This is a genomic window from Streptomyces sp. R11 (genome assembly GCF_041051905.1).
Taxonomy (GTDB): Bacteria; Actinomycetota; Actinomycetes; order Streptomycetales; family Streptomycetaceae; genus Streptomyces.
Genome location: NZ_CP163432.1, coordinates 4,998,895 through 5,021,853, shown reverse-complemented (window position 1 = coordinate 5,021,853; position 22,959 = coordinate 4,998,895). Strand labels below are relative to the sequence as shown.

Here is a 22,959-nt window from a genome sequence, read left to right as displayed (position 1 = left end):
GAATGGGGACGGCCCCTGCCCTTTCGTACGAAGGGCAGGGGCCGTCTGTCGTCCGAGGCGGAGCGGTTGGCAGCCACAGCGCCTGCCGTGCCGCAGGTGTCAGCCGGCGAGCAGCTTCTTGACCGCCGCGGCCACGCGGCCGCCCTCCGCCTGGCCCGCCACCTTCGGGTTCACGATCTTCATGACGGCGCCCATGGCCCGCGGGCCCTCGGCGCCGGCCGCCTTGGCCTCCTCGACGGCCTGAGCGACGATCTGGTTCAGCTCGTCGTCGCTGAGCTGCTTCGGCAGGTACGTGGCGAGGACCTCGCCCTCCGCCTTCTCCCGCTCGGCGGACTCGGCACGACCACCCTGCGCGAAGGCCTCGGCGGCCTCACGGCGCTTCTTCGCCTCGCGGGTGATCACCTTCTGCACCTCGTCGTCGGAGAGCTCGCGCTTCTCCTTGCCCGCGACCTCCTCCTTGGTGATCGCGGCGAGCGTCAGCCGGAGCGTCGAGGAGCGGAGCTCGTCGCGCTCCTTGATCGCGGCGTTGAGGTCTTCCTGCAGCTTCGACTTGAGCGTGGTCATGGCGTCGATTGTCGCAGGTGTGGAGCAGGGAACGCCCCTTGATTTCAAGGGGTGTGCACGGCGATGCCGTACCGGAGGCGGCCGGGCACGGGGACTTCGCCGGTCTGACACGATGGTCGTATGCGTGCGCGATACGGAGTACCCCTGGGCATCACGGCGGTTGGCGCCGCCGGTCTGTTGTATTCGGCGGGTTTCGAGGCCCGTTCCTTCCGCCTGCGACGGGTGACGGTCCCCGTCCTGCCCGCGGGCATGCGTCCGCTGCGCGTGCTCCAGGTCTCCGACATCCACATGGTCGGCGGCCAGCGCAAGAAGCAGCGCTGGCTGCGCTCGCTGGCGGGCCTGCGCCCGGACTTCGTGATCAACACCGGCGACAACCTCTCCGACCCGGAGGGCGTGCCGGAGGTGCTGGACGCGCTGGGTCCGCTGATGCAGTTCCCGGGGGCCTACGTCTTCGGCTCGAACGACTACTACGGCCCGAAGCTGCGCAACCCCGCCCGCTACCTGCTGGAGAAGGCCGAGGGCCGCCACGGCCTGAACGGCAACGCGCCCGCCGTCGGCGCGATCCACAACCCCTGGGAGGACCTGCGCGACGGCTTCGACGCCGCGGGCTGGCTCAACCTCACGAACACGCGCGGGACGCTGAAGGTCGAGGGCGTGTCGGTGGAGCTCACCGGCCTCGACGACCCGCACATCAAAAGGGACCGCTACGAGCGGGTGGCCGGGGGCCCGTCCGGCGCCGCCGACCTCGCGATGGGCGTGGTGCACGCGCCGTACCTGCGCGTCCTGGACTCCTACACGGCCGACGGCTACCCCCTGATCCTGGCCGGCCACACCCACGGCGGCCAGCTCTGCATCCCCTTCTACGGCGCCCTGGTCACCAACTGCGACCTCGACACGGATCGCGTGAAGGGCCTGTCCACGCACACGGCGCAGGGCCGTACGTCCTACCTGCACGTCTCGGCAGGCTGCGGGGCGAACCGTTACACCCCGTTCCGGTTCGCTTGCCCGCCGGAGGCGACGTTGCTGACGTTGGTGGGGCGGGAGTAGGGGCTGTTGATGCGGGTGGGGCCGGGGACGGTTGTCGACCCGGGGTACTGGTCGGAACCCGGTACTGGAGTGGCGTCGGAGTAGGGGCGCGGGCCGGCGTGAGGGGCGAGGTGAGGGGCAAGGGGCGGAGATGGAGCCATCCGGCCGCCCGGCGTAACCCGCACGGACCACCCGTATCGCCCGTTTTGTCCACCCTGCTTAGCGTGAGGGCATGACAGCCCCGATACCCAGGGACATCCCGGACCTCCCCGCGATACCGGGCATCCCCGCGCTGCTGCCGTCCCACGTCCCCGCCACCGCGGTGGTGGCCCCCGCCCGCCGCCGCCTGGCAGCCGTGTATCGCCTGCTGGTCGCCCTGGCCGCGGCCGCGGCGGTCGCCGTCGAACTGGCCCTCGGCAGCCCCGTGCGCACCCTGAGCCACTTCGCGATCCAGGCCAACGTCCTGCTGGCCCTCGTCTTCATCCTCTCGGCCCGCCGCGCCTGGACCGCCCGCCGCCCCCTGCCCTCCGCACTGACGGGCGCCACGCTGCTCTACGCCCTGGTCACGGGCCTCGTCTACCACCTGCTGCTGGCCAACGAGTCAAGCCCGTACGCGCTCCCCGGCGTCCTCACGGGCGAGACCACCGACCCCACGGGCTGGCATGCGATCACCACCCAGGTCCTGCATACGGCGACGCCCGTCGCGGCCCTGCTGGACTGGCTGCTCCTGACGGCTCCGGGCCACCTGCACCTGCGCCGGGCGGCGACCTGGCTGCTCTACCCCCTCACCTACCTGGCGGTCACCTTCACCCGAGGCGAACTACTGGTCCCCGGCACGCCGGCCCGCTACCTCTACCCCTTCCTCGACGTGGCCCGGCACGGCTACAAGAGCGTCCTCGGCAACGCCCTCCTCATCGGCCTCGCCATCTACGCCCTGGCCATCGCCCTCGTGGCCCTCGACCACGCCCGCCCCAACCCCATCCGCCACCGCGTCCACCAACGCACGAAAACCGGATTTCGTCTCCAGCCACCGGTGGGCTAAAGTAAACGACGTCGCAGCGACAGCAGCGACATCGGGGTGTAGCGCAGCTTGGCAGCGCGCTTCGTTCGGGACGAAGAGGTCGTGGGTTCAAATCCCGCCACCCCGACAGCTGAAACACCAGGTCAGGGCCGGTCTTCCCCTCACGGGAAACCGGCCCTGACTCGTTCCACGTGGCCCCTGGGGAGTGAACGGGGAGTGGATCAAGGAAATCCACTCCGCGAGCGTCACCCCGGTGCGGGGACCGAGGACGCATGGCCACCCGCGCCTCCACCGACTCCTACCACTGCTTGGTGGTCGCATTCGCCTGCCCCAGGGATGGCCTCTTGATCGACCCGGCCCCAGGCGCCTAAGAGGTGGCCAACTTCAACGGCCTGTCCTCCTGCTCACCCCGCCCTACAGGCCGTTGGGTCCTGCGGAGGGAGGTCCATACGGCTCAGGGATATTCCGCATAGCTTTGAGGAAAGTCGTCTGTTCACCGTCTTGGTCCTTGGGCTCCCGTGCCAGCCAGTCATGGAGCCTCTGCCAAGCCGCCATATATCCGAAGGATAGTTCGTGGAGGGTGGCCGCATCGAATGCCACGCGGTCAGCTGAGGCCTGACTGAGGGCCTGTTGCCATAGCAGACTTCTTGAATAGGGAGCCCCGGCCAACTCCGTGCCCTTCTTCAGCCTCTCAAGCAGTTTGTCGATTTCCTCGGAGGATGGGCGACCATCCGGGGCGCCCTCGTCCGCAAGTACGGAAGGCGGGAATCCTGCGGTGGCACGCACTGCCGGATTACTATTTACTTGGACAGAGCGTATGAGCTCTACGCGACCCCGCCAGCTGAATATGTGGTCAGCGGCCGCAACCTCGTGAATCCGCTCCCAGATCCCGCGTTCGACTCGCAGCCACTCAGTCGCCTCATGAATATCGAGGCCCGTCTCCTTGCTCCGTCGAAGCCAGACCTCCTGCATCACCTTGGCGGTTTCCTCAAGGAGCCGGTAATCGTAGTCTCTCATCTGCTCGGCGCTGCTCGGAACAGACTTCTCGGAGACCTCTGGGGGATGGATACGCGGTCTGCACAAAGCCCTGGAAGAGCTTGTTTACCTGGAGCGATTTCAGATCGGGATCCTCGTTGACCAGCCATGCCTGCTCCACCGACGCGAACTTACCTTTCGAAACCAGAACCGCTCTCTCCAACGTCTTGACCGCACGCCTGGCAAGCTCGTCCCTGAGGTGATCAGTGGCAGAATTATCGAAGTGTTCGCTGGCCCAGGCCAACCGTAGCGGCGCCCACGTTATTCGGTTGACTTGGAATGCTCCCCGGGTCACGGGCTGCAGTGGGCCAGGCACCCTTTGGAAATAGGAGAAGGGCCAGAAGAACCGCATCCAGCTCCATACCCTGTCGGGCGCATAGAGCCCAGCAAGGCGGGCCCACAGGTCATCGGTAGCGAGACGGTTTGTCTCCTGCGTAGCGGATTTCTGGAATGCCAGGCGGACCCGGCTCAGATTCTTCTCTTTGGCCGCATCGCAGTCTTCGCTCTCGGTCGACAAGTTCAGCGCGACCTCGAGCCAATTCCGGGCCTTTTCTTCATCGTCGAAGCATGCCTGATTTTTGACTAGTGGGTCGATGTCGGCCAAGTCGACAGCCACTGGCCAGTATCGGTCCACAAGGACCGGTATCAGTTTCTCGTGTGCACCTTGGCTATTGGTGCCCCTGCGCTCGTACCATTGTTCCGCCGTCATCTCGGAGATTCCCAGGATGATGGTGTTTCGGTAGCGGAGACCAAGCACGTCCCGGTATCGGCGAGGGTGCAAGAAATAGCGTAGTCGGCACCAGCGCAGCTTCCGACCACTTTGCCACAGGCGTTTGTTATAGCCGTGTGCGGTCTGCCCGTCGAGAGCAAGAGCCCTTTGACAGGTATCAAGCGCGTCGATGTGCAGCCCCATCTTCTCCTGAATTTCCGCCAACTCGGCTCGCAGATGGGGATTTGCAGGATCGAGCCTAATCGCTTCGTAGTACCGCACCACGGCCTCGTGGTAGTGCCCTACCCGGCCGAACTCGTTCGCCTTCTGATAAGCCTCGTACAGCTCTGGCTTCAGCTCCCGTCCCCACCATTGGCGCCAAGGCGGCTGCCTCCCGGCGCGGGTCACGGGGAGCAGCGAGCTGATCACACAGCATGCGGCTTTCTGGATGACCTCGTCCCAGTCTTTCCCCCATACGGTCATCGCGCGTGAGCCGCCGAACACGAATGCCATGACGGTGACCGTCATGCCGCATTGATCCGGCTCCTCGTGCCGGTACCGGAGCACCCCGCCGACCCGGTAGGCGAGCTTCGGGCGAAGCCTGCTGAGGAGGCGTGGCAGCACGACACCCAACTTCTCGGGGTCGATCTCGATGTCGCCGAGCAGTTCCAGAAAGCTCGTCGTCGGGGCCTCGGCCGGCAGCGTGGTCGGCGCGTACATGCTGCTCTCGGACAGCTGCCGTCGCAGCTCGGCGGTCAGGTCCTCGATGGACGGTGAGTTCTTTCCCAGGTTGGGTGTCGAGTCAGTGAGTTGCTGAACGTCAACCGGACCTGGCTTGTACGCCAGCCCCGCTCGCGTTGCCCTCCAGTAAAGGGGACGCTCAGCCGCTCCGCGAGCAGGCGAGCCACCGTGCTCTTGCCGATCCCGGCGACGCCTATGACCACGATGCACGGGGTTCGATGCTCAGCGCTGAGGGACATCACGGTGCTCCTTTTCCCAAGAGCGGCCGCGGCAGCAGCTCCACGGCTCGTCGGCAGGCCGTGGCCCGGGTGTCAGGAGGTACCACCCGGTGGCGCCGCTTCAGCGTGAAGCAGTCCGCTACGCCGCTGTTGCCCGCTTCCGTACTGCTGTCGGGGAGGCGGCCCGTTGGAGCCGGCCGGATATTCCTCGAGGGGGACCAGATCTCTCTCCCAGGCGTTCAGTACGGGTGTCAGGACCCGCCAGGCCTCTTCGGCCTCGTCGCCGCGGATGGACATGGCGGGATCGCCGTTCAGGACGTCCAGCAGGAGCCTGCCGTAGGCGGGCAGGTGGGGCGGTTCCATCTGTGCGGTCAGCGACAGCGGGGCGAGGGTGTCGGTGTGGGCGCCGATGCCTGTCAGGTCGAAGGTCAGGTCTTCCGGGTCGAGTCCGAAGCGGAGCACGTTGGGGAGGGCTTCTCCGCTGTGACCGAAGGGCAGGTGGGGCACGGACCGGAAGCGCACGGCGACCTCCTTGCGGTCCGCGCGGAGTGCTTTGCCGCTGCGGAGCCGGAAGGTTGTTCCCGACCAGCGCCAGCTGTCCAGTTCCAGCTCCACCTCGGCGTAAGTCTCGATACAGCGCTGCGGGTTGACGCCTTCCTCGTCGGTGTAGGCGGGAATGTCGTGGTCTGCGATCCGGCCGGCCAGGTAGCGTGCGCGACGTGTGCGGCGTACGACGTCGTCCTCGGTGAGAAGCCGTACGGACCGCAGCACATCAACTTTCCGGTCGCGCAGGTCGCGCTCGCCGAGGGTGATGGGCGGTTCCATGGCCACCAGGCAGAGCAACTGCAGCAGGTGGTTTTGCACCATGTCCTTGAGCGCTCCGACGGTGTCGTAGTAGCCGGCTCTGCCTTCCAGCGCCAGGGTCTCGTCCCAGACAATGTCCACTGCGGCGATGTGGGTGCTGTTCCAGATGGGCTCCAGCACACGGTTGGCGAGTCGGACGCCGAGCACGTTCTGGACGGTCGTCATGGCCAGGAAGTGGTCAACCCGGAACACGGCCTGCTCGGGGACGAGTTCGGCAAGCAGCCGGTTCAGCTCCTGCGCGTCGGCGAGGTTCTCGCCGAAGGGCTTCTCCAGCACGATTCGGCTGCCTGCGGGCAGGCCGGCCTGGTGCAGCGCGGTGACCACGACGGGGAAGAGGGCGGGGGGCAGGGCGAGGTAGACGGCCACGGGACCCTCACCCGCGATGACCGAGGCGATGTCAGCGGGGTTGGTGACGTCAGCCCGTTGATAGTCGGCCGCGGCCGCGATCGCTGCCTTGGCGTCGGCTGGATAATGCCCACCATGACGGTCGGCCTGGGCGGTCACCCACTCTCGGTACCGCGCGCTGTCCCAGTCCTCCCGGCTTGCGCCGGTCAGCTGGAAGTGGTCGCCGAGGTCTCCTGCAGCCCGCAGCGCGACCAGGGCCGGCAGCAGGTAGCGTGCGCTGAGGTCACCTGTCGCGCCGAGGATCGCGAGCCGGTTGATCATGCGTTGACGCCTGCTTTCGCTCGGGCGAGGTTCACTCCGCTGGCGGTGATCCCGATGTGGCTGAATGCCTGAGGGAAGTTGCCCATGAACGCTCCGGTGGACGGGTCGATCTGCTCCGACAGCAGCCCCAGCGGGCTCGCCCGGGCGCACAACGAGGCGTACAGCTCCTCTGCCTCTTCGATCCGGCCCTGGCCGATGAGGTTGTCGACCAGCCAAAAGCTGCACAGCACGAAGGCACCCTCGTCGCCGGCCAGGCCGTCGGGTGACTCCTTGTGCAGGTAGCGGTAGAGCAGCCCGTTGCCGGCCGACAGCCGTTCGGCGACGGCGGTGGCGGTGGCCACCATCCGCGGGTGATCGGCCGGGACGACCTGGCGCAGGGGAAGGGCGAGCAGGCTGGCGTCGACAGCGCCGCCGCCGTCGAGATACACGCTCAGGGTCTGCGTCTCCTCGTTCCAGGCCCTGTCAAGGATGAGTCGGCGCAGCTCGTCGGCCGAGGCTCGCCACGTGGCGATCTTTCCGGGCAGGCCGAGCCGCTCGCCGATCGTGGCAGCCCGGTCCAGGGCTACTTGGCACATTCCGGCCGAGTACGTGAACGCCCGGCCCTCGTTGCGCACCTCCCAGATCCCCTGGTCCGGCTGTCGCCACGCCTTTTCTGCGGCGTCGGCCAGCTTGGCCAGGCTGGCCCACAGCGGCGGCTGGATGTCCCCGCCGGAGCGAAGCCACTGGTCGGCGCAGTCAAGGATCTCCCCGTAGACGTCGTGCTGGCGCTGGTCGGCCGCGCCGTTGCCCCATCGCACCGGGGCGGAGCGCCGATAGCCTTCCAGCTCGGCGTCCTCGACCTCGTCCGGCACCGGGCTGCCGTCGAGGGCGTACATGATCCGGGGCCGCCGGCTGTACTCGAAGGCGTCCAACACCCATCCGAGGAAGGCGTCGGCCTCCCCGCCGAAGCCGATGCGGCGCAGTGCGAACACGGCGAAGGCCGCGTCCCGGATCCAGGCGTAGCGGTAGTCCCAGTTGCGGATCCCGCCGATCGGTGCAGGCAAGGAGGATGTGGGGGCCGCGACAAGCGAGCCGTTGGCCCAGTCGTCGCACAGTTTCAGTGTGATCGCCGAGCGTCGGACCAGCGGTTCCTGGGGGCCACCGTAGTGGAAGTGCTGCATCCAGCGGCGCCACGCGTCGGCGGTGCCCTGCAGCATCGCGTCGGTGTCGAATCGGTGGTGGCGATGGAAGCGACCCCAGGACAGCACGAGGTCGAGGCGTTCTCCCTGCCGGAGGTCATGGGTGCTGTGCAGGCCGGTCAGGGGACGGTTGGAGCGCAGGTGCAGTCGAAGGTCCGGCCGTCGGGACGGTCGTACCTCAAGCCCGCTGAACAACGCCAGGGCCTGCCCGCCACCTCGGGGCTCCAGGTCCATGCGCAGGCGTACGTTTCCGTCCAGGACCACGGCCGAACGTACAAGCTCGGCCCGGTCGGCCGGGGCGTCATCGGTGAGGTCGGCCCCTGAGCGCAGGGCGAGCGCATCGGTGATGCGGACCAGGCCGGTGGCGCTGCGCAACTCGGTTGTCAGCACCCCGGTGTCGGGTTCGTAGCGTTGTCGCGCCTCGACCAGTTCCTCCGGCGCCAGGGTGAAATGCCCGCCGTGTGCCTGATCCAGCAGGCCGCAGAACAGAGGGTCGGCATCGAATCGTGGAAGGCACATCCATGGAATGGAGCCGTCCAGGCCGACCAGCGCAGACGTCGCACCGTCCCCGATGAGGCCGAGATCTTCCAGCGGCAGATAGCCCTCTCGCTGGCGAACCGGCCGAAAGGGAGGATCGGGATCGTACATGCGGTCTCTCTTCTCGCAGCGCCGTCAGCCGGCCACCGAAACACCCGGCTAGAAGGTGATCATTACTTTCACGACGTTGTCGATTTTCTTGTCGGAGACCTCGAAGGCACTTTCCATGTCGTCGAAGCGAAACTCGTGGGTGGTCATGTGAGAGGGGTCGACAAGCTGTGCTTCCAGCACCCGCAGCAGTCGCTCCATACGTAGCCTGCCTCCCGGGCACAGTCCGGTCGCGATCGTTTTGTCGGCCATTCCGACGCCCCACTCGACCCGGGGGATACGCACGAACTCCCCGTCGCCGAAATAGCCGATGTTGGAGATCGTGCCCCCGGGCTTGGTGATCTTCACCGCGGTCTGGAACGTGACATCCGCGCCGAGCGCCTCGATCGCGGTGTCGACCCCTTCGCCCCCGGTCAGCTCGAGGATCCGCTCGACGACATCCTCGCTGGTGAAGTCGACGATCTCGCCCGCGCCGTACGTGCGCGCGAGTTTCTGCCGGTCGGGAACCGATTCGACGCCGATGATCTGGCCGGCACCGCGCAGTCGCGCCCCGACCGTCGCCATCAGGCCCACCGGGCCCTGGGCCAGGACGGCCACGGTTCCGCCGATCGGGATGTTGCCCTTTTCCGCGCCCATGAAGCCGGTCGACAGCATGTCGGCGCAGTAGACCGCCATTTCATCGCTGACGGTGTCGGGGATTTTCGCGAGATTGGCGTCGGCCTCGTTCACATGGAAGTACTCGGCGAACACCCCGTCCTTGAAGTTGGCGAACTTGAAGCCGCCGAGGGGCGCTCCGGACTGCGACGGGTATCCGTTCTGCGAGGCCAGGTCGCCCCAGTCGGGGGTGATGGCGCCGACCAGCACACGATCGCCGGGCCGGAAGTCCTTCACCTCGCTGCCCACGGCATGCACGATGCCCACCGCCTCATGGCCCAGCGTCAGATTCTCCCGCGGACCGATGCCGCCTTGGACGGTGTGGGAATCGGACGTGCAGATCAGGGCTCTGGTCGTCTGGACGACCGCGTCACCCGGGCCGGGCTGTGGGACGGGCTTCTCCAGGAAACCCACCTGCCCGATCTCCTTCATGACGAATGCCTTCACCTGTCTGTCCCTCCTCCTGTCGAACCGCACCACCTCAGTTGTTCACTCCTGTCACTGTCGCAAGGGCCCGACCGTCCCGCGACCCGACCGCACCAGCACCAGCGCCAGAGCCACCCCGGTGAGGCGGATCTGCTGCGGGTGCGTGCCGTGCACCTCGCGGCTACGGTCGATGAGCACGCCGAGCAGCAGCCGCTGAGGCGTGTCGTGCCTGCCCTGGAGAAGGAGCGTGGTCGGTGTGGCCCGGAACCGCCGTCTGGTCCTCAGCTCGCCGTCCGAGGTCTGGAGCCTGCTGGCCGACGGCCACCGCTACAGGGAGTGGGTGACCGGCACCCAACAGGTCCTCGACGTCGATCAGCACTGGCCCGACGTGGGCGCCCGGCTGCGGGTCCGGGTCGGCCTCGGCCCGCTGACCCACGACGACAGCTGCGTCGTCCGCAGCTGCGAACCGCGGCGCCGTCTGGAGCTGGAGGCGAAGGCGGATCCCCTCGGCGCGGCCCGCATCGCCATGAACCTGATCCCCTGGGGCGAGAACACGCTCTTCGTCCTGGACTGGCACGCCCTGCGGGGCCCCGGCACCCGGATGCATGGACTCCCCGTGGACTATGCCGTCCGGATCCGCAACGGCATGATGCTGACGAAACTGGCCCGGATCGCGGTGCGCGAGCACGGCGGAGGCGACCTCGGCGCCCCGCAGCACACAGGGAGCGGCTGAGTGGACGCCGCGGGCGGCGGCACGCACACGGGGCGCGCCTTCATCGGGTCGTTCACCTCGGCGGGCGGGCTCGGAATCATGGAGGCCGCAGTGGATCCAGCGACCGGGGCGTTGATCGAAACCCGCGTCGTCGATGGCGTAGCCAACCCGTCGTACCTCGCGTTCGAGCACACCGGTGCGGGCTCGGTCCTTTACGCCGTCTCCGAAACGACACAGGGGGCGGTCGCCGCCTACGACATCGCCAGTCCGGTGCCCCGCCCGATCTGCGCACCCGTGGCCGTGCACGGGGAGGGGCCCACGCATCTCGCAGTCGCTCGAGGTCACCTGCTGACCGCCAACTATGAATCCGGCAACGTCACCGTGCTGCCGCTCGCCGCCGACGGCACCCCACAAGCCGCCAGCGACGTGCTGCGCCACGAGGGCAGAGGCCCGGATCCTGCCCGCCAGCTGGGCCCGCACGCGCACCAGGTGCTTCCCGATCCCTCGGGACGCTGGGTACTCAGCGTCGACCTCGGCACCGACTCGGTGCGGATCTGCTCCTTGGACGCGCAGGCGGGCAAGCTGACGCTGCACGGGCAGACCGCCCTGCCGCCCGGCACCGGTCCGCGTCACCTCGCCTTCCACCCGGCCGGAGGTCACGCGTATGTCCTCGGCGAGCTCGAGCCCACCGTCACCATGTGCCGCTGGGACGCCGCTGCCGGGGTGCTCGAGCCGGTGGGGGCGACTTCGCTGTTCCCCGACGCTACCCCCGACGCCGTCTCTCCGTCGGCGCCGGTCGTCTCACACGACGGCCGCCACTTGTGGGTGGCGGTACGCGGCACCGACACCATCGCCGTCCTCGCCCTCGACGGGGCCGGCGAGCAGGCGGACCTGGTCACATCGGTGCCGTGCGGGGGGCGGTGGCCGCGCGATCTGGTCCTGCACCCGTCGGGCAGGCGCCTGTATGCGGCGAACGAGGGCTCGGGCGATGTCACATGGCTGGACGTCGACTCTGCAACGGGCATCCCTCACCGCGCCGGTTCCTTGTCGGTCCCGGCGGCATCCAACGTTGTCTTCGTCTGACGGTGGGGGACTTACGCGACGGGCATCCCTCACCACGCCACGGGTCTGGTCACGCCTTGCCGCGGACGACGGTGACGGGGCAGTGCGCGTGGTGCAGCAGTGCCTGGCTCACCGAACCCAAGAGCAGCCCGACAAAACCGCCGCGCCCCCTGGCTCCGACGACCATGAGCTGGGCGGTCCGGCTCGCCTCGATCAATACCTCGCGGGTTTCGCCGCTCAGCACTTCGTGCCTGACTGTGACGTCCGGATAGCTCTGCCCGCGGCCGGCAAGTGCCTGGGCCAGCAGACGCTCCGCGCTCTCGAGGCCCGTACCGGGCGGCACGTAGTCCGGCAGCCACGCGTGCACGGCCACGATCTCAGCCCCGCGCAGCGCCGCCTCTGCGAAGGCGAATTCGACCGCTGCCTCGCCAACAGGAGAACCGTCGACAGCCAGCACGATCGGCCCGGCGCCGGCCGGTTCCTCGCGGACCACCATCACCGGGCACTGGCTGTGAGCGGCCAGGGACGCCGCCGTTGATCCCAGCAGCATGCCGATGAAGCCCCCCATACCCCGGGGGCCGACGACCACCAGGTCCGCGGCTCGCGACTCAGCCTCCAGCACCGCCACCGCGTCGCCAGTCTCCACGGCCTCGGTGACCTCCACCTCAGGCGCCATGGTCCGGGCACGCTGCGCCGCCTCGTTCACCAGGCGATTGAGCGGCGATGGGTCCAGCGGCGCATACATGGGCCTGACCGGCCAACTCAATGCGTGCACCACACGTAGCTCCGCACGACGCAGCTGGGCTTCCCGGGCGGCCTGCTCCACCGCGGCAAGACTCGACGACGAGCCATCCACCCCTACGACAACAACATTGCCCACCGCTCCTCCAATGATCGCTTCAGCTAGCAAGCTTCACCGCCGCGATGCGTTGCTGCCATTCGGGCAGGCGGATGGCGTCGGTGGCGAACTCCAGCTCAGCCCCGGCCGTTGGCTGATCCAACGGCGCATCACCCGGGCGCGGCGGCACTTGTTGGAGTCCAGCGAACTGTCGGTGGATCGGATCGCCAGTCAGGCCGGCATAGCGACGGACGACTCGCTGCGCCAGCACCTGCGCGAGGCGATCGGAGTCTCGCCGCAGGCATACCGGCGTACGTTCCATGCGCCTGGAGACCACGCGGCGGCCGCGGACGCCTGGTGCCGCGGTCCGCGGCCGTGGCGTAGCGCACCTCGAACACCATGGTGTCATCGGCCAGCGCGGCGGGCACCTACTCGCGCAGCGGCCTCCTTGCGGCTCTGCTAGTGACTCGTCCGCCTCACCAAAGAGGACACGGCCTACGTCACGCTGAACCTGCTCAATGCAAAGATGGCGAGGAGGTCGAGCATCATCACGCTGATCGACCACAGGGGGTAGTACGGAATGAACATGAACTGGGTGATCAGGCTCACCGCGCCCAGCGCAATACCGGCCCCTCTGCCCCAACTCTTGCCGACCAGTACTCCCAGGCCCGCAGCCACCAGCGCGAGCCCGATCACCAGATGGATCCAGCCCCAAGCTGTCACGTCGAAACGGTAGACGTACCCAGGTGCGCTGAAGATCGTGTCGTTAGCGATGCCCGCGGCGCCCAGAGCAATGCTCAGCGTCCCGCTCAACTCCAGTGCCAAGCCGGCGAACAGGGACGGGCCGGTCTCCCACTCGCTGTTGCGGGGGTCTGTTCCCTGCCGGACCCCGCCAGGCGTCTCCGCCATGGCCGCCACCTTCCTGATCGGCGCGGTCACCGCAGCACACCCTCGTGTGGGTCAGCCGCGTCCCCTGACAGCCACAGCCTTGCCTTGCTTCCTTCGCACCGCGACCGCAGCAGGCTGTCCGGGTGATGACCGACGCCCAGGAGAGGTCCTGGAGCTGCGTCGAGGGCATCGGGATCGCCTCAAGGGCTGCGGCGCCAAGTGGGCAGCCGCACGCCCGGGGGTCAGCCCTTGAGACACTTGCCGTCCGCGCCGGGCGAGCCAGGCCGCGAGTTCGTGGGTGCCTCTCCTGGAGTCGGTGCGGATCATGCGGATCATGGTCTGGCATCTGCCGGTAGGGCTTGAGTACTTGGGCCACGGCCAGTCGGGCGGCGTCAATACAGTCGGCGGCGCTGTAACTTCCCGCGTTCCCGGGTGGCAGCAGCTGGCCACCAGCTCGTCGGCACCGCTTCGGCCGTGGTCGACGAAGGTCATCAGCGGATGGCGGCCGAAGGTCTTCTTCCAGGTCGCCGCCGCGTTCTACTTCTCGGAGTGCGCGATCACCAACACCCCGTCCAGGTCCGCGGCCACCAAGCCGTCGCCGTCCGGTGCCGCCTTGCCGGCCATTTTCCAGACGTGTTCGCGTACTTCGGCGCGGACGCTGCGGATAGCTGCCAAGGTGTGCTTCCCGCCCGCGGCGAGGGCGTCGATCAGCCGGGGACGGTCGGGTCGGAGGCCACCGGGTCGTACAGGGCCAGTTCGGCCCGCAACAGGCCGACGTCGGCGAGGCAGTCTGAGCTCAGACTGGATTTTCGGACCGTCTCCCCAAGCAGCACCACCCCAGCCTGGGAGACGGCCGAACGGGCGCCGCCCTCGACGCGGACACATGGGTACGACCCGATGTGCTTCTTCACCTGGGAAGTGCTCCTTTCCTCGCAGCCAACAGGACTCTCAGCAAGTCCTTTCGTTGCAGGACAGGAGTACCTTCCGGGATCCTGATCAACCCTCGGACGGTCCATCTCGTGAAAGCCGGAGGCTAGTAGGAGTGGGCCGCCACGCACGTCCCCTGAGGCGTTCGTGCTCCGCAGCAGTGACCTGAACTACATGATGAGGTGGCGGACCCAGGTAAAGACCCGCTGGGAGGCGTTCTACGTCGGAGGCGCCCCGAGCTGACTGAAGGCTGGCTCGCGGAAGACACGGAGATCGCCGCCCACCACGCGGTGGAGCAGGTCATGACCAATAGCCGTCATCCCTGGAAAGGCCTGCGAGGCATCTCAGACAAGGCCTGGCTGGACCACCTGCGGTATTTCCTGGAAGACTTGATCGCACTGTGTCGGGCCGGGCAAGCCCTTGAGGTGTACGTGTGATCCCTAGTGCCGCGTCAGGCAACGTTTGCGACGTTCGTCGTTGACCCTGAGCCGACGGTAGGTGACGTGGCACCGTGCATCGAGGTCGAGCGCTATGGGCGCCGTTGCGAACCTGAACGCCCCGAGCGCCGAATCGGTCGCGTGCTCGGTCTGCGGTCTGGTTCGCATCACGACGGCTTAGATTTCGCATCACGACGGTGTTGAGTAGGTGGGATCGGGCGCCGATGAGAAATGGCGCCGACAGTCGTCTGAGTACGGTCCGGTGAAAAACGCGCTGCGCGCATCAAGGGAGAGTAACGAGATGAGACCACTTCGATACTCGATCAACGTCACCCTCGACGGCTGCTGCCATCACGAGGCAGGGCTCCCCCCGGACGAGGAGTCGATGCGCTACTGGACCGCCGAGATGGAGCGAGCCGATGCCCTGCTATTCGGCCGGGTGACCTACGAGATGATGGAGTCGGCGTGGCGGAAGCCGGCCACGGACACGTGGCCTGACTGGATGGATGAGTGGCAGATCCCGTTCGCCGAGACCATCGACCGGGCGAAGAAGTACGTCGTGTCGAGCACGCTGAGCGGGGTCGATTGGAATGCCGAGCTGGTGCGAGGCGACTTGGGGCAAGCGGTTCAGCGGCTCAAGCAGGAGTCAGGCGAGGGCCTGTGGGTGGGTGGCGTGACGCTCCCCCTGGCGTTGGCAGATCTGGGACTGATCGACGAGTACGAGTTCCTTGTGCAGCCGGTCCTTGCCGGACACGGGCCGACGTTGCTCGCCGGTCTGCGCGAGCGCATCCAGCTCGAGCCCGTGGACCGCCATGAGTTCCGGTCGGGGGCGGTCGCCCTGCGATACCGGCCCACGCGAGTTACGGCTTGACGTGATTTGTCCTGGCACGTTGGCCGTCTCCTCGCGACGGAATGACGGCTCGGGGTCGCGTTGGCCGCGCTGCCGTGCCCCCGAACGCGCGGACATATCGACGGGGGACATCGCCCCGAAGTGCCGGTAGCGGACAGAGCAAACGTTGCCTGACGTGGCACTAGTCCCAAACCTGTACCCCGCGCTCGGGGACGCGGGGGCCCGCGAGTCCAAGTTCTCGCGGACAGCATGAGGAACGGCTACCAGGGGACCGTTCCTCAGAGGGCACGCCCTGGGGAGTGAACGGGGAGTGGATCAAGAAAATGATGCCGCATCGCGCCCACGCCGACCAACGCACACCAAAGCCCTGACCTGCACCTATAGTCAACGATCCTGGTCAGCGATCTTTCCGCACATTATTCGGGACGAAGAGGTCGTGGGTTCAAATCCCGCCACCCCGACACAGGTCAGAGGCCCATTCGCTTGATCGCGAATGGGCCTCTTTCATGCCTGGGGGGCCAAACAGGGGGCCAAACGCATTTGGTCAGGTCACCGCGTCGCCCTCTTCCTGATCTCCTTCCTGGCCTTGTCGTTGACCTGGGAAGCCACGACCGGCGACTACCGCGGCGTCATCGCGGCAGCGCGGGCCGGAACCGAGACGGCGGCGCACCACGGCGTGGCCGTGCAGTTCGCCGCCCAGGAAGCCAAGGCATGGGCGCGGCTCGGAGACCGCCGGCAAGTCGAGGTCACCTTGGGCAAGGGGCGGCGAATGCTCGAGGGGATGTCGCACCCCGAGAACCTGGACAACCACTTCGTGGTGGACCCCGCCAAGTTCGACTTCTACGCGATGGACTGCTACCGCCTGGTCGGTGAGGGCAAGCTCGCGCGCACGCTCGCCGAAGAGGTGCTGAGGGTAGGAACGGACTTCGACGGCACCGACCGCTCGCCGATGCGTAACGCTGAAGCTCGCGTCACGCTGGGCGTCACGGCGGCAGGTGAGGGCGACCTGGAGCAGGCATGATTATGGGTGCGCGTGCCCTTGAGGGCGACCGCCAATCGGTGCCGTCGCTCATCATGACCAGCCGGGAACTCGCTGCCGAAATGCGGCGCCGCTACGCCGCAGAACCTGCGGCGCAGGGCTACCTCAATCGACTCCACACCCTGGCAGAGGAGAAGCCCGGTTTCCCGCCGCGGTGAAGTCCTGACCGATGAGTTTTGCGCGCCGTGCCGTTCTGTACGTCGAATACCGACTCACGGGAGGCTGACGCCATGCGGAGGCCGGGAAACGGGCCAGGGCCTTGAACCGGCGGGCCTCCGCCCGACGGTGCCGGCTGACCAGGTTGGTCGCTATGCCGAGCAGCCAGGGCCGGGCGTCGTCGCCCGTGGCCCGCGCAGGGTCGTACCGGTGCCGCTGCTGGAAAGCAGTGGTGAAGGTCTCCGCCATGAGGTCGTCGGCCGGCTCACCGCCGAGCCTACGGGCCAGATAACGGTGTACTGCATCCGCGTGCCGGTCGAAGAGCACGGCGAATGCCTCGGGCTCATCCCGGGACCGCGCAATCACCGAGGCATCTCTCTCCGCCCCCGTGCGGACGCCTGGCTCGACGGTCATCGGGGCTCCTCTCGTCCTGGGAACGCTTCGAAGGCTTGGGCTTTCATCTCTCTTTCGCCCGTCGCCCCCGGCGAGTTCCCTCGGGGCCCCCGGCTGCTGGCCTTTGGTGCTGCGCCATCAGGCCGGCCCCGGTCCGCGGGAGTTGTCAGCGGGCCGCGACCGTGCCGAACGAGGTCGGCATCGAGAACACCCATGTACGTGGTCTGGGGAATCCCAATGACAACCTGGCGCCGTTCTGGAACGGGCACCCGGACGTAAGGCAGGGAACGGTTCGGTGGGTGGCTGCCGAAGTGGCCGTCGTGCCCGTGGTTGCCCCCGGGCTCTCTTCAACCGGAGCTTCCCTGAAGCGTCCCGAAGCAGACCTCCGCCGATGAACCAGCCGCGTCGTCCGGCACCGGTCCCTCCCCTCGTGGGGACCGGTGCCGGACGGCGAGGAGGTGTCGACCCGTGGGGACGCGCCGGGTTGGCGGGTCAGTGCGGGTCGAGCTGGTCTGGGGTGGCGTCGGGGGCTCGTAGTTCCTGCGAAAGCGAATCGTGTCGAAGGTGTCCGAGAACATGCGCCGCCATGAGTGGTCTCTCCGGGCTCTTGGCTGGTGGCCTGCCTGGGCGTCGCGCGATGGATGCGCAATTGCGTCGTGATCCTGCCAGTCGAGGGTGCCGGAGAGGAGCTTCCGGTCTCCGGACACCGTCTTAGCCGCAGGTCAGCCATATAAAGTGAGTTTTCCGGTCCGGAAGACCAGGCGGGGCCGAGCAGCGGCGGAGTAAGGGAGTGGAGGGCTTGAGTTCCGACTCGGCGGCGCGCACAGCCTTTGCGGAACGGCTCGCGCTGCTCTACAAGGAGGCCGGCAATCCGCCGCTCAAGAGTGTGGCCGACGCGGTCGTACGGCTTCAGCGGGTCGACGAGCGGGGGCGTCCCGTACGGGTGTCCGCTCAGCGGATCAGTGACTGGCGTCGGGCCAAGAACGTGCCTGCCCAGTTCGCCGCGCTGTCCGCCGTACTGCATGTCCTGGTTCCCCAGGCGCGCCGCGCGCGGCCCACGCCCGTGTCCGCCGGGCTGTACGACCTGGGTCAGTGGCAGCGGCTGTGGGAGCGGGCGACCTCCGGGGACGAGGAGGACGCCCAGGCCTCGGTCGAGGCGCCCGCGGTGGCCGGTGGGGTGTGTCCCTATCGGGGGCTGGCCTCGTACCGGCAGCAGGACACCCGTTGGTTCTTCGGGCGGGAGCGGAGTACCGACGCGCTGGTCGCTCAGCTCCGTGCCGTGGAGAAGACCGGCGGTCTCGTCATGCTCGTCGGTGCCTCGGGGGCCGGCAAGTCCTCCCTGCTGAACGCCGGCCTGGTGACCGCCCTGCGCAACGGCGCGCTGGGCGGGTCGGGTGGCTGCGGTCCGGCGGGCGCCGTGGTGCAGCTGGTGCCGGGCGCCGATCCGCTGGCCGAGCTGACCCGTCGTATACCGGAACTCGCAGATGTCGTCCGGTCCGCGGAGGTTGAGGGCTCGGGGTATCGGGCGGAGGACGGGGACGAAACCGGCACCGACGAGTTCCGTGCCGACTTCGGGCGCCGCACACGCGCCGCCGTCCTCGCCTGGGCCCGCCGCGAGGCCTCCGGAGCCGACGCCGAGCCTGATCGCGCGTCCGGCACCAGTGCCACCCCTTCTCTCAGCCCAGTCGACCCCACCACCCCACCCGTCCTCATCGTCGACCAGTTCGAAGAGACCTTCACCCTCTGCCCCGACGAAGCGGACCGCCGCACCTTCGTCCAGCTCCTCCACGCCGCCTGCACGCCCGCCGAAGCCGGCGAACCCCCGCCCGTCCTCGTCGTCCTCGGCATCCGCGCCGACTTCTACGAGCAGTGCCTCGGGCACCCGGAGCTGAGCGACGCGTTGCAGCATCGGCACATGGTGCTCGGGCCGCTGACGGCCTCGGAGTTGCGGGAGGCGGTGACCGGGCCGGCCAAGGCTGTGGGGCTGGAGTTGGAGCCGGGGCTGGCGGAGCTGATCGTGCGGGAGGTGAGTGCGGACGGGCCGCGGGGGACGCATGACGCGGGGGCGTTGCCGCTGCTGTCGCACGCGCTGCTCGCCACCTGGCAGCGGCGCAAGGCGGGGCGGCTGACGCTGGCCGGGTATCGAGCGGCCGGCGGGATTCAGGGTGCCGTGGCGGCCACCGCCGAGCGCGCCTGGTCCGGCCTCGATCCTGCGGCGCGTACCGCCGCGCGGCTGCTGCTGCTCAGGCTGGTCCGGCTCGGCGAGGACACGCAGGCGACCCGGCGGCGGGGAACGCGGCGGCAGCTGGCGAAGGAGTCGACGGACCCGAACAAGACGGAGGAGTCGCTCGAGGCGCTGGTGCGGGCCCGGTTGGTCACGCTGGACGCGGAGACCGTGGAGATCACGCACGAGGCGCTGCTCCATGCCTGGCCGCGGCTGCGGGACTGGATCGACGAGGACCGGCAGGGCAATCTGCTGCGCCAGCGGCTGGAGGAGGACGGCCGGGCCTGGGAGGAGTCCGCGCGGGACTCGTCGCTGCTGTACCGGGGCTCCCGGCTGGAGCAGGCCCACAGTTGGGCGCGGTCCGCCGGGGACACGTTCCTCACCCGGGGCGCGGTGGAGTTCCTCGCCGCCTCTGTCAGGCTGCGCAGGCGTACGGTCTGGATCATGCGGAGCGCCGTCGCGGCGCTGGTCGCGCTGGTGATGGTGGCCGTCGGGGCGGCGGTGGTCGCCTGGCAGCAGCGGGACGACGCCGTGTACGCGCAGGTGCTCGCCGAGGCCGACCGCTTCCAGTACACCGACCCGTCGCTGTCCGCCCAGCTCGACCTGGTGGCCCACCGGCTGCGCCCGGACGACGAGGACACCAAGAGCCGGCTGATATCGATCGTGAACGCCCCGCTGGCCACGCCCCTGCGCGGCCACTCCGGCGCCGTCTACCTGACCACCTTCAGCCCGAACGGACGGCTCCTGGCCACCGCCAGCTACGACCGGACCGTACGGCTGTGGGACGTCTCCGACCAGAAGCGGCCCAAGCCCCTGGGCGAACCCCTGGCCACGCACACCAGTTGGGTGAGCAGCGCCGTCTTCAGCCCGGACGGCAACACCCTCGCCAGTGCCTCTGACGACGGCACGGTCCGGCTGTGGGACGTACGGCAGCCGAGCCGGCCGCGTCCGCTCGGGGCGCCCCTGAGCGGGCACGACGGCACGATCTACCTGGTCGCCTTCAGCCCTGACGGCCGTACGCTCGCCTCCGTCAGCGAGGACCGGACCGTACGGCTGTGGGACGTCACCGATCCGGAGCGGGCCGAGCCGCTGGGCGAACCGCTGACCGGGGCCGGCGCCGCCGTGCGGTCGGTGGCGTTCAGCCCGGACGGCAAGACGATGGCGGCCGGGGGCGACGACGACACCATCCGGCTGTGGGACGTCGCCGAACCGGACCGGCCGAAGGTGCTCTCCACGTTGACCGGGCACACCGACCTGGTGCACTCCGTCGCCTTCAGCCCGGACGGCCGCACCCTCGCCAGCGGCAGCGCGGACGACACCATCCGGCTGTGGGACGTCGCCGACCCCCGCCGTGGCCGGCAGCTGGGCGCACCGCTCACCGGGCACACCGGCCCGATCTGGTCGGTGGCCTTCAACCCCGACGGCGACATGCTCGCCGCCGCCAGCGCGGACAGCACCGCGAGCCTGTGGAACGTCAGCGACCGGGCGTATCCCTCGCAGGTCGGCGAGCCGCTCGCGGGTGCCAGCGGGGAGATGTACGCGCTCGGGTTCAGCCCCGACGGCCGCACGCTCGCCACCGGCAGCGGCGACAGCAAGGTCCGGCTGTGGTCGATCCCGACGGCGGACATGATGGGCCGCAGCGGGGCGTTCCGCCCGGACGGGAAGGTCCTCGCCACGGCCGCGCGCGACGGGCGGATCCGGCTGTGGAACGTGTCGGCTCCCGGCCGGCCCGTGTCCCTGAGCACACCGTTCATGCCCGCGGACGGCTACCAGCGCTCGATGGTGTTCTCCCCCGACGGCCGCACCCTCGCCGTACGGACCGGGCACCGGGCGCTGTACCTGTGGAACGTCACCGACCCGGCCCGACCGGTCCTGGCCGGCTCGCCCCTCACCCTGCACACCCGCTTCGCGGGCCCGCGAAGCCTGGCCTACAGCCCCGACGGGCGCATCCTGGCCACCGCCTACGACGACCGCACCATCCGGCTGTGGAACGTCAGCGACCCCGCGCATGTCGTGCCCCTCGGCGCACCGATCAAGGGGCACGCCGGCTACGTCAACTCCCTGGCCTTCAGCCCGGACGGCCGTACGCTCGCCAGCGGCAGCGCGGACACCACGATCCGGCTGTGGAACGTGACGGCCCCGCGCCGCCCGACCCTGCGCGGCGCACCGCTCACCGGTCACACCGGGCCCGTCAACGCGCTCGCCTTCAGTCCGGACGGCCATACGCTCGCCGGCGGCAGCGACGACGACACCGTGCGGCTGTGGGATGTCACCGACCCGAGCCGGGCGACCCCGCAAGGGGACCCCCTGACCGGCCACACCGAAGCGGTCGTCTCCCTGACGTTCAGCAAGGGCGGGCGCTATCTGGCCAGCGGCGGCAACGACAACTCGGTCCGGCTGTGGAACGTCGCGAGCCCGTCCGACGCCTCGGCCATCGGCCAGGCGATGAGCCCGAACGCCACGACGGGCAACTTCCTGTCGTTCAGCCCCACCAGCCACATGCTCGGCGTCTCCAGCGGCACCGACACCGTCCGGCTGTGGAACCTGGACGTCGACCAGGCGATCAGCCGCGTCTGCGCGACCACACAGGGCGTGCTGACGCGGGAGAAATGGCACGAGTACCTGCCTCGGCTGTCGTACGAGCCACCGTGCGCGAACTAGGTCCGCGCGTGCGGGCGTACGGCTCGTGGCCCCCTGCTCACCCTCGCTCCGTGCGCTCCGTGACGGGGCTGGGACGCAAGTGGCATGACGGGGGTGTCACGGACAGCGGTTTCCGTGATCCCGATCACAACGCGTCATCGCAGCAGAGGAGGCGACTCCCACGAGGCAGGCAGCCTTGTTACTGTTGGCCCCAGCCCGATCGCTGGTGCATCCCCCGTCGCCAGCGGTCGGGCCTTCGCATGTCCGAAAGGTGGTGAGGGCCGCCGTGTCCCGGCGCGTCATCATCGTCACCGCTGTCCATGGCCCGTCGGCGGCGTTCCTGCCGCAGGCCCACCAGTCTCTGTGCGCACAGGAAGTGCCGCCGGGCTGGGAGTGGCACTGGGTGATCCAGGAGGACGGCCGGACCGACGAGGTCCGCCCGTACGTCCCCGACGACCCGCGGGTGACCTTCCGTCAGGGCCGCCCCGGAGGCCCCGGTGTGGCCCGCACGGTCGCGCTCGCGCACACCGAGGGCGAGTACGCCAAGATCCTTGACGCCGACGACCAGCTCACGCCGGGGACGCTCGCCCGCGACCTGGCCGTCCTGGAGGCGGACCCCGCCGTCGGCTGGACGACCTCGCGGGTCCTGGACCTCCTGCCGGACGGCTCGACGGCCGCCTTCCCCGGCGACCCCGACGACGGGCCGATCGAGCAGGGGGCCGTACTCGACTTCTGGCGGGCGAACGACTTCCGCGCCCAGGTCCACCCCGCGACCCTGTGCGTACGCCGGGACCTTCTGCTCGCCCTCGGCGGCTGGATGGCCCTCCCGGCGTCCGAGGACACGGGCCTGCTGCTCGCGCTCAACTCCGTGAGCCGAGGCTGGTTCTCGGCACAGGCGGGGCTGCTCTACCGGAAGTGGGACGGCCAGATGACCGGTCAGCCGGCCCACGTCGACCCGGCCGAGCGCCAGGCCCGGATGGCGGTGGTGGAGGCCAGGGCACGGGCGTTGGGCTCGTTCGGGTGGCGGTACCCGACCGGTCCGTGAG

17 protein-coding genes, 1 tRNA gene and 3 pseudogenes are annotated in these 22,959 nt (G+C 68.8%); 10 read left to right on the top strand and 11 right to left on the bottom strand.

The features are described from left to right. Positions 1 to 99: 99 nt before the first annotated feature. Positions 100 to 564 carry a GatB/YqeY domain-containing protein gene (locus AB5J55_RS23280; RefSeq protein ID WP_328880239.1) on the bottom strand — a complete coding sequence of 155 codons (465 nt, stop codon included), beginning with the start codon at positions 562 to 564 and terminating at the stop codon, positions 100 to 102. 120 nt (positions 565 to 684) lie between these two features. On the opposite strand from AB5J55_RS23280, the gene AB5J55_RS23275 reads away from it, so the two are divergent. From AB5J55_RS23275 to AB5J55_RS23265, 3 genes are all read left to right on the top strand, one after another. Then, positions 685 to 1,611 (top strand): metallophosphoesterase, encoded by a 927-nt coding sequence (locus tag AB5J55_RS23275; RefSeq protein ID WP_369272521.1) that lies wholly within the window; start codon positions 685 to 687, stop codon positions 1,609 to 1,611. Between the two features lie 211 nt (positions 1,612 to 1,822). Then, positions 1,823 to 2,632 (top strand): Pr6Pr family membrane protein, encoded by an 810-nt coding sequence (locus tag AB5J55_RS23270; RefSeq protein ID WP_369272520.1) that lies wholly within the window; start codon positions 1,823 to 1,825, stop codon positions 2,630 to 2,632. Positions 2,633 to 2,664: 32 nt separating this feature from the next. Continuing rightward, positions 2,665 to 2,738, top strand: a tRNA-Pro gene (locus tag AB5J55_RS23265). 287 nt (positions 2,739 to 3,025) lie between these two features. Here the strand turns inward: AB5J55_RS23265 and AB5J55_RS23260 are convergent. From AB5J55_RS23260 to AB5J55_RS23235, 6 genes are all read right to left on the bottom strand, one after another. Then, positions 3,026 to 3,628 (bottom strand): hypothetical protein, encoded by a 603-nt coding sequence (locus tag AB5J55_RS23260; RefSeq protein ID WP_369272519.1) that lies wholly within the window; start codon positions 3,626 to 3,628, stop codon positions 3,026 to 3,028. Continuing rightward, positions 3,600 to 5,075 (bottom strand): hypothetical protein, encoded by a 1,476-nt coding sequence (locus AB5J55_RS23255; RefSeq protein ID WP_369272518.1) that lies wholly within the window; start codon positions 5,073 to 5,075, stop codon positions 3,600 to 3,602. The genes AB5J55_RS23260 and AB5J55_RS23255 overlap by 29 nt, the downstream gene beginning before the upstream one ends. A 332-nt stretch (positions 5,076 to 5,407) precedes the next feature. Continuing rightward, entirely contained in the window at positions 5,408 to 6,844 is a 1,437-nt protein-coding gene (locus AB5J55_RS23250) for a glucose-6-phosphate dehydrogenase (protein ID WP_369272517.1), read from the bottom strand. Continuing rightward, complete coding sequence (locus AB5J55_RS23245; RefSeq protein WP_369272516.1) at positions 6,841 to 8,670, bottom strand: glycoside hydrolase family 15 protein; 1,830 nt, start codon at positions 8,668 to 8,670, stop codon at positions 6,841 to 6,843. The genes AB5J55_RS23250 and AB5J55_RS23245 overlap by 4 nt, the downstream gene beginning before the upstream one ends. Positions 8,671 to 8,718: 48 nt before the next feature. Then, positions 8,719 to 9,801, bottom strand: a complete 1,083-nt coding sequence (locus AB5J55_RS23240; RefSeq protein ID WP_369272515.1) for an NAD(P)-dependent alcohol dehydrogenase — start codon at positions 9,799 to 9,801, stop codon at positions 8,719 to 8,721. A gap of 18 nt (positions 9,802 to 9,819) precedes the next feature. Beyond that, positions 9,820 to 9,945 carry a hypothetical protein gene (locus AB5J55_RS23235; RefSeq protein ID WP_369272514.1) on the bottom strand — a complete coding sequence of 42 codons (126 nt, stop codon included), beginning with the start codon at positions 9,943 to 9,945 and terminating at the stop codon, positions 9,820 to 9,822. Positions 9,946 to 10,003: 58 nt separating this feature from the next. Here AB5J55_RS23235 and AB5J55_RS23230 point away from each other — a divergent pair, with 58 nt between their 5' ends. Together AB5J55_RS23230 and AB5J55_RS23225 are read left to right on the top strand one after the other, a co-directional pair. Continuing rightward, positions 10,004 to 10,480 carry an SRPBCC family protein gene (locus AB5J55_RS23230; RefSeq protein ID WP_369272513.1) on the top strand — a complete coding sequence of 159 codons (477 nt, stop codon included), beginning with the start codon at positions 10,004 to 10,006 and terminating at the stop codon, positions 10,478 to 10,480. After that, complete coding sequence (locus AB5J55_RS23225; protein WP_369272512.1) at positions 10,481 to 11,542, top strand: lactonase family protein; 1,062 nt, start codon at positions 10,481 to 10,483, stop codon at positions 11,540 to 11,542. A gap of 49 nt (positions 11,543 to 11,591) precedes the next feature. Here AB5J55_RS23225 and AB5J55_RS23220 read toward each other — a convergent pair whose 3' ends face one another. Further along, on the bottom strand, positions 11,592 to 12,401 hold the full coding sequence (locus AB5J55_RS23220) for a universal stress protein (protein ID WP_369272511.1): 810 nt from the start codon (positions 12,399 to 12,401) through the stop codon (positions 11,592 to 11,594). 85 nt (positions 12,402 to 12,486) lie between these two features. Between AB5J55_RS23220 and AB5J55_RS23215 the strand changes: the two are divergent. Further along, positions 12,487 to 12,678 (top strand): annotated as a pseudogene (locus AB5J55_RS23215) (helix-turn-helix domain-containing protein); the annotation flags it as partial. 176 nt (positions 12,679 to 12,854) lie between these two features. On the opposite strand, the gene AB5J55_RS23210 reads toward AB5J55_RS23215, so the two are convergent. Beyond that, positions 12,855 to 13,298, bottom strand: coding sequence for a hypothetical protein (locus AB5J55_RS23210; RefSeq protein WP_369272510.1), 444 nt, complete (start codon positions 13,296 to 13,298; stop codon positions 12,855 to 12,857). Between the two features lie 189 nt (positions 13,299 to 13,487). Further along, positions 13,488 to 14,158: pseudogene (locus AB5J55_RS23205) on the bottom strand (transposase); the annotation flags it as partial. Positions 14,159 to 14,912: 754 nt separating this feature from the next. Here AB5J55_RS23205 and AB5J55_RS23200 point away from each other — a divergent pair. Both AB5J55_RS23200 and AB5J55_RS23195 read left to right on the top strand, forming a co-directional pair. Then, positions 14,913 to 15,482, top strand: coding sequence for a dihydrofolate reductase family protein (locus tag AB5J55_RS23200; RefSeq protein WP_138716294.1), 570 nt, complete (start codon positions 14,913 to 14,915; stop codon positions 15,480 to 15,482). Between the two features lie 565 nt (positions 15,483 to 16,047). Then, positions 16,048 to 16,482 (top strand): hypothetical protein, encoded by a 435-nt coding sequence (locus AB5J55_RS23195; protein ID WP_369272509.1) that lies wholly within the window; start codon positions 16,048 to 16,050, stop codon positions 16,480 to 16,482. Between the two features lie 249 nt (positions 16,483 to 16,731). Here the strand turns inward: AB5J55_RS23195 and AB5J55_RS23190 are convergent. Further along, positions 16,732 to 17,070 (bottom strand): annotated as a pseudogene (locus AB5J55_RS23190) (RNA polymerase sigma factor); the annotation flags it as partial. Between the two features lie 769 nt (positions 17,071 to 17,839). Here AB5J55_RS23190 and AB5J55_RS23185 point away from each other — a divergent pair. Both AB5J55_RS23185 and AB5J55_RS23180 read left to right on the top strand, forming a co-directional pair. Next, complete coding sequence (locus AB5J55_RS23185) at positions 17,840 to 21,934, top strand: AAA family ATPase (protein WP_369272508.1); 4,095 nt, start codon at positions 17,840 to 17,842, stop codon at positions 21,932 to 21,934. A gap of 265 nt (positions 21,935 to 22,199) precedes the next feature. Continuing rightward, complete coding sequence (locus AB5J55_RS23180; protein WP_369272507.1) at positions 22,200 to 22,958, top strand: glycosyltransferase family 2 protein; 759 nt, start codon at positions 22,200 to 22,202, stop codon at positions 22,956 to 22,958. Position 22,959 lies beyond the last annotated feature (1 nt).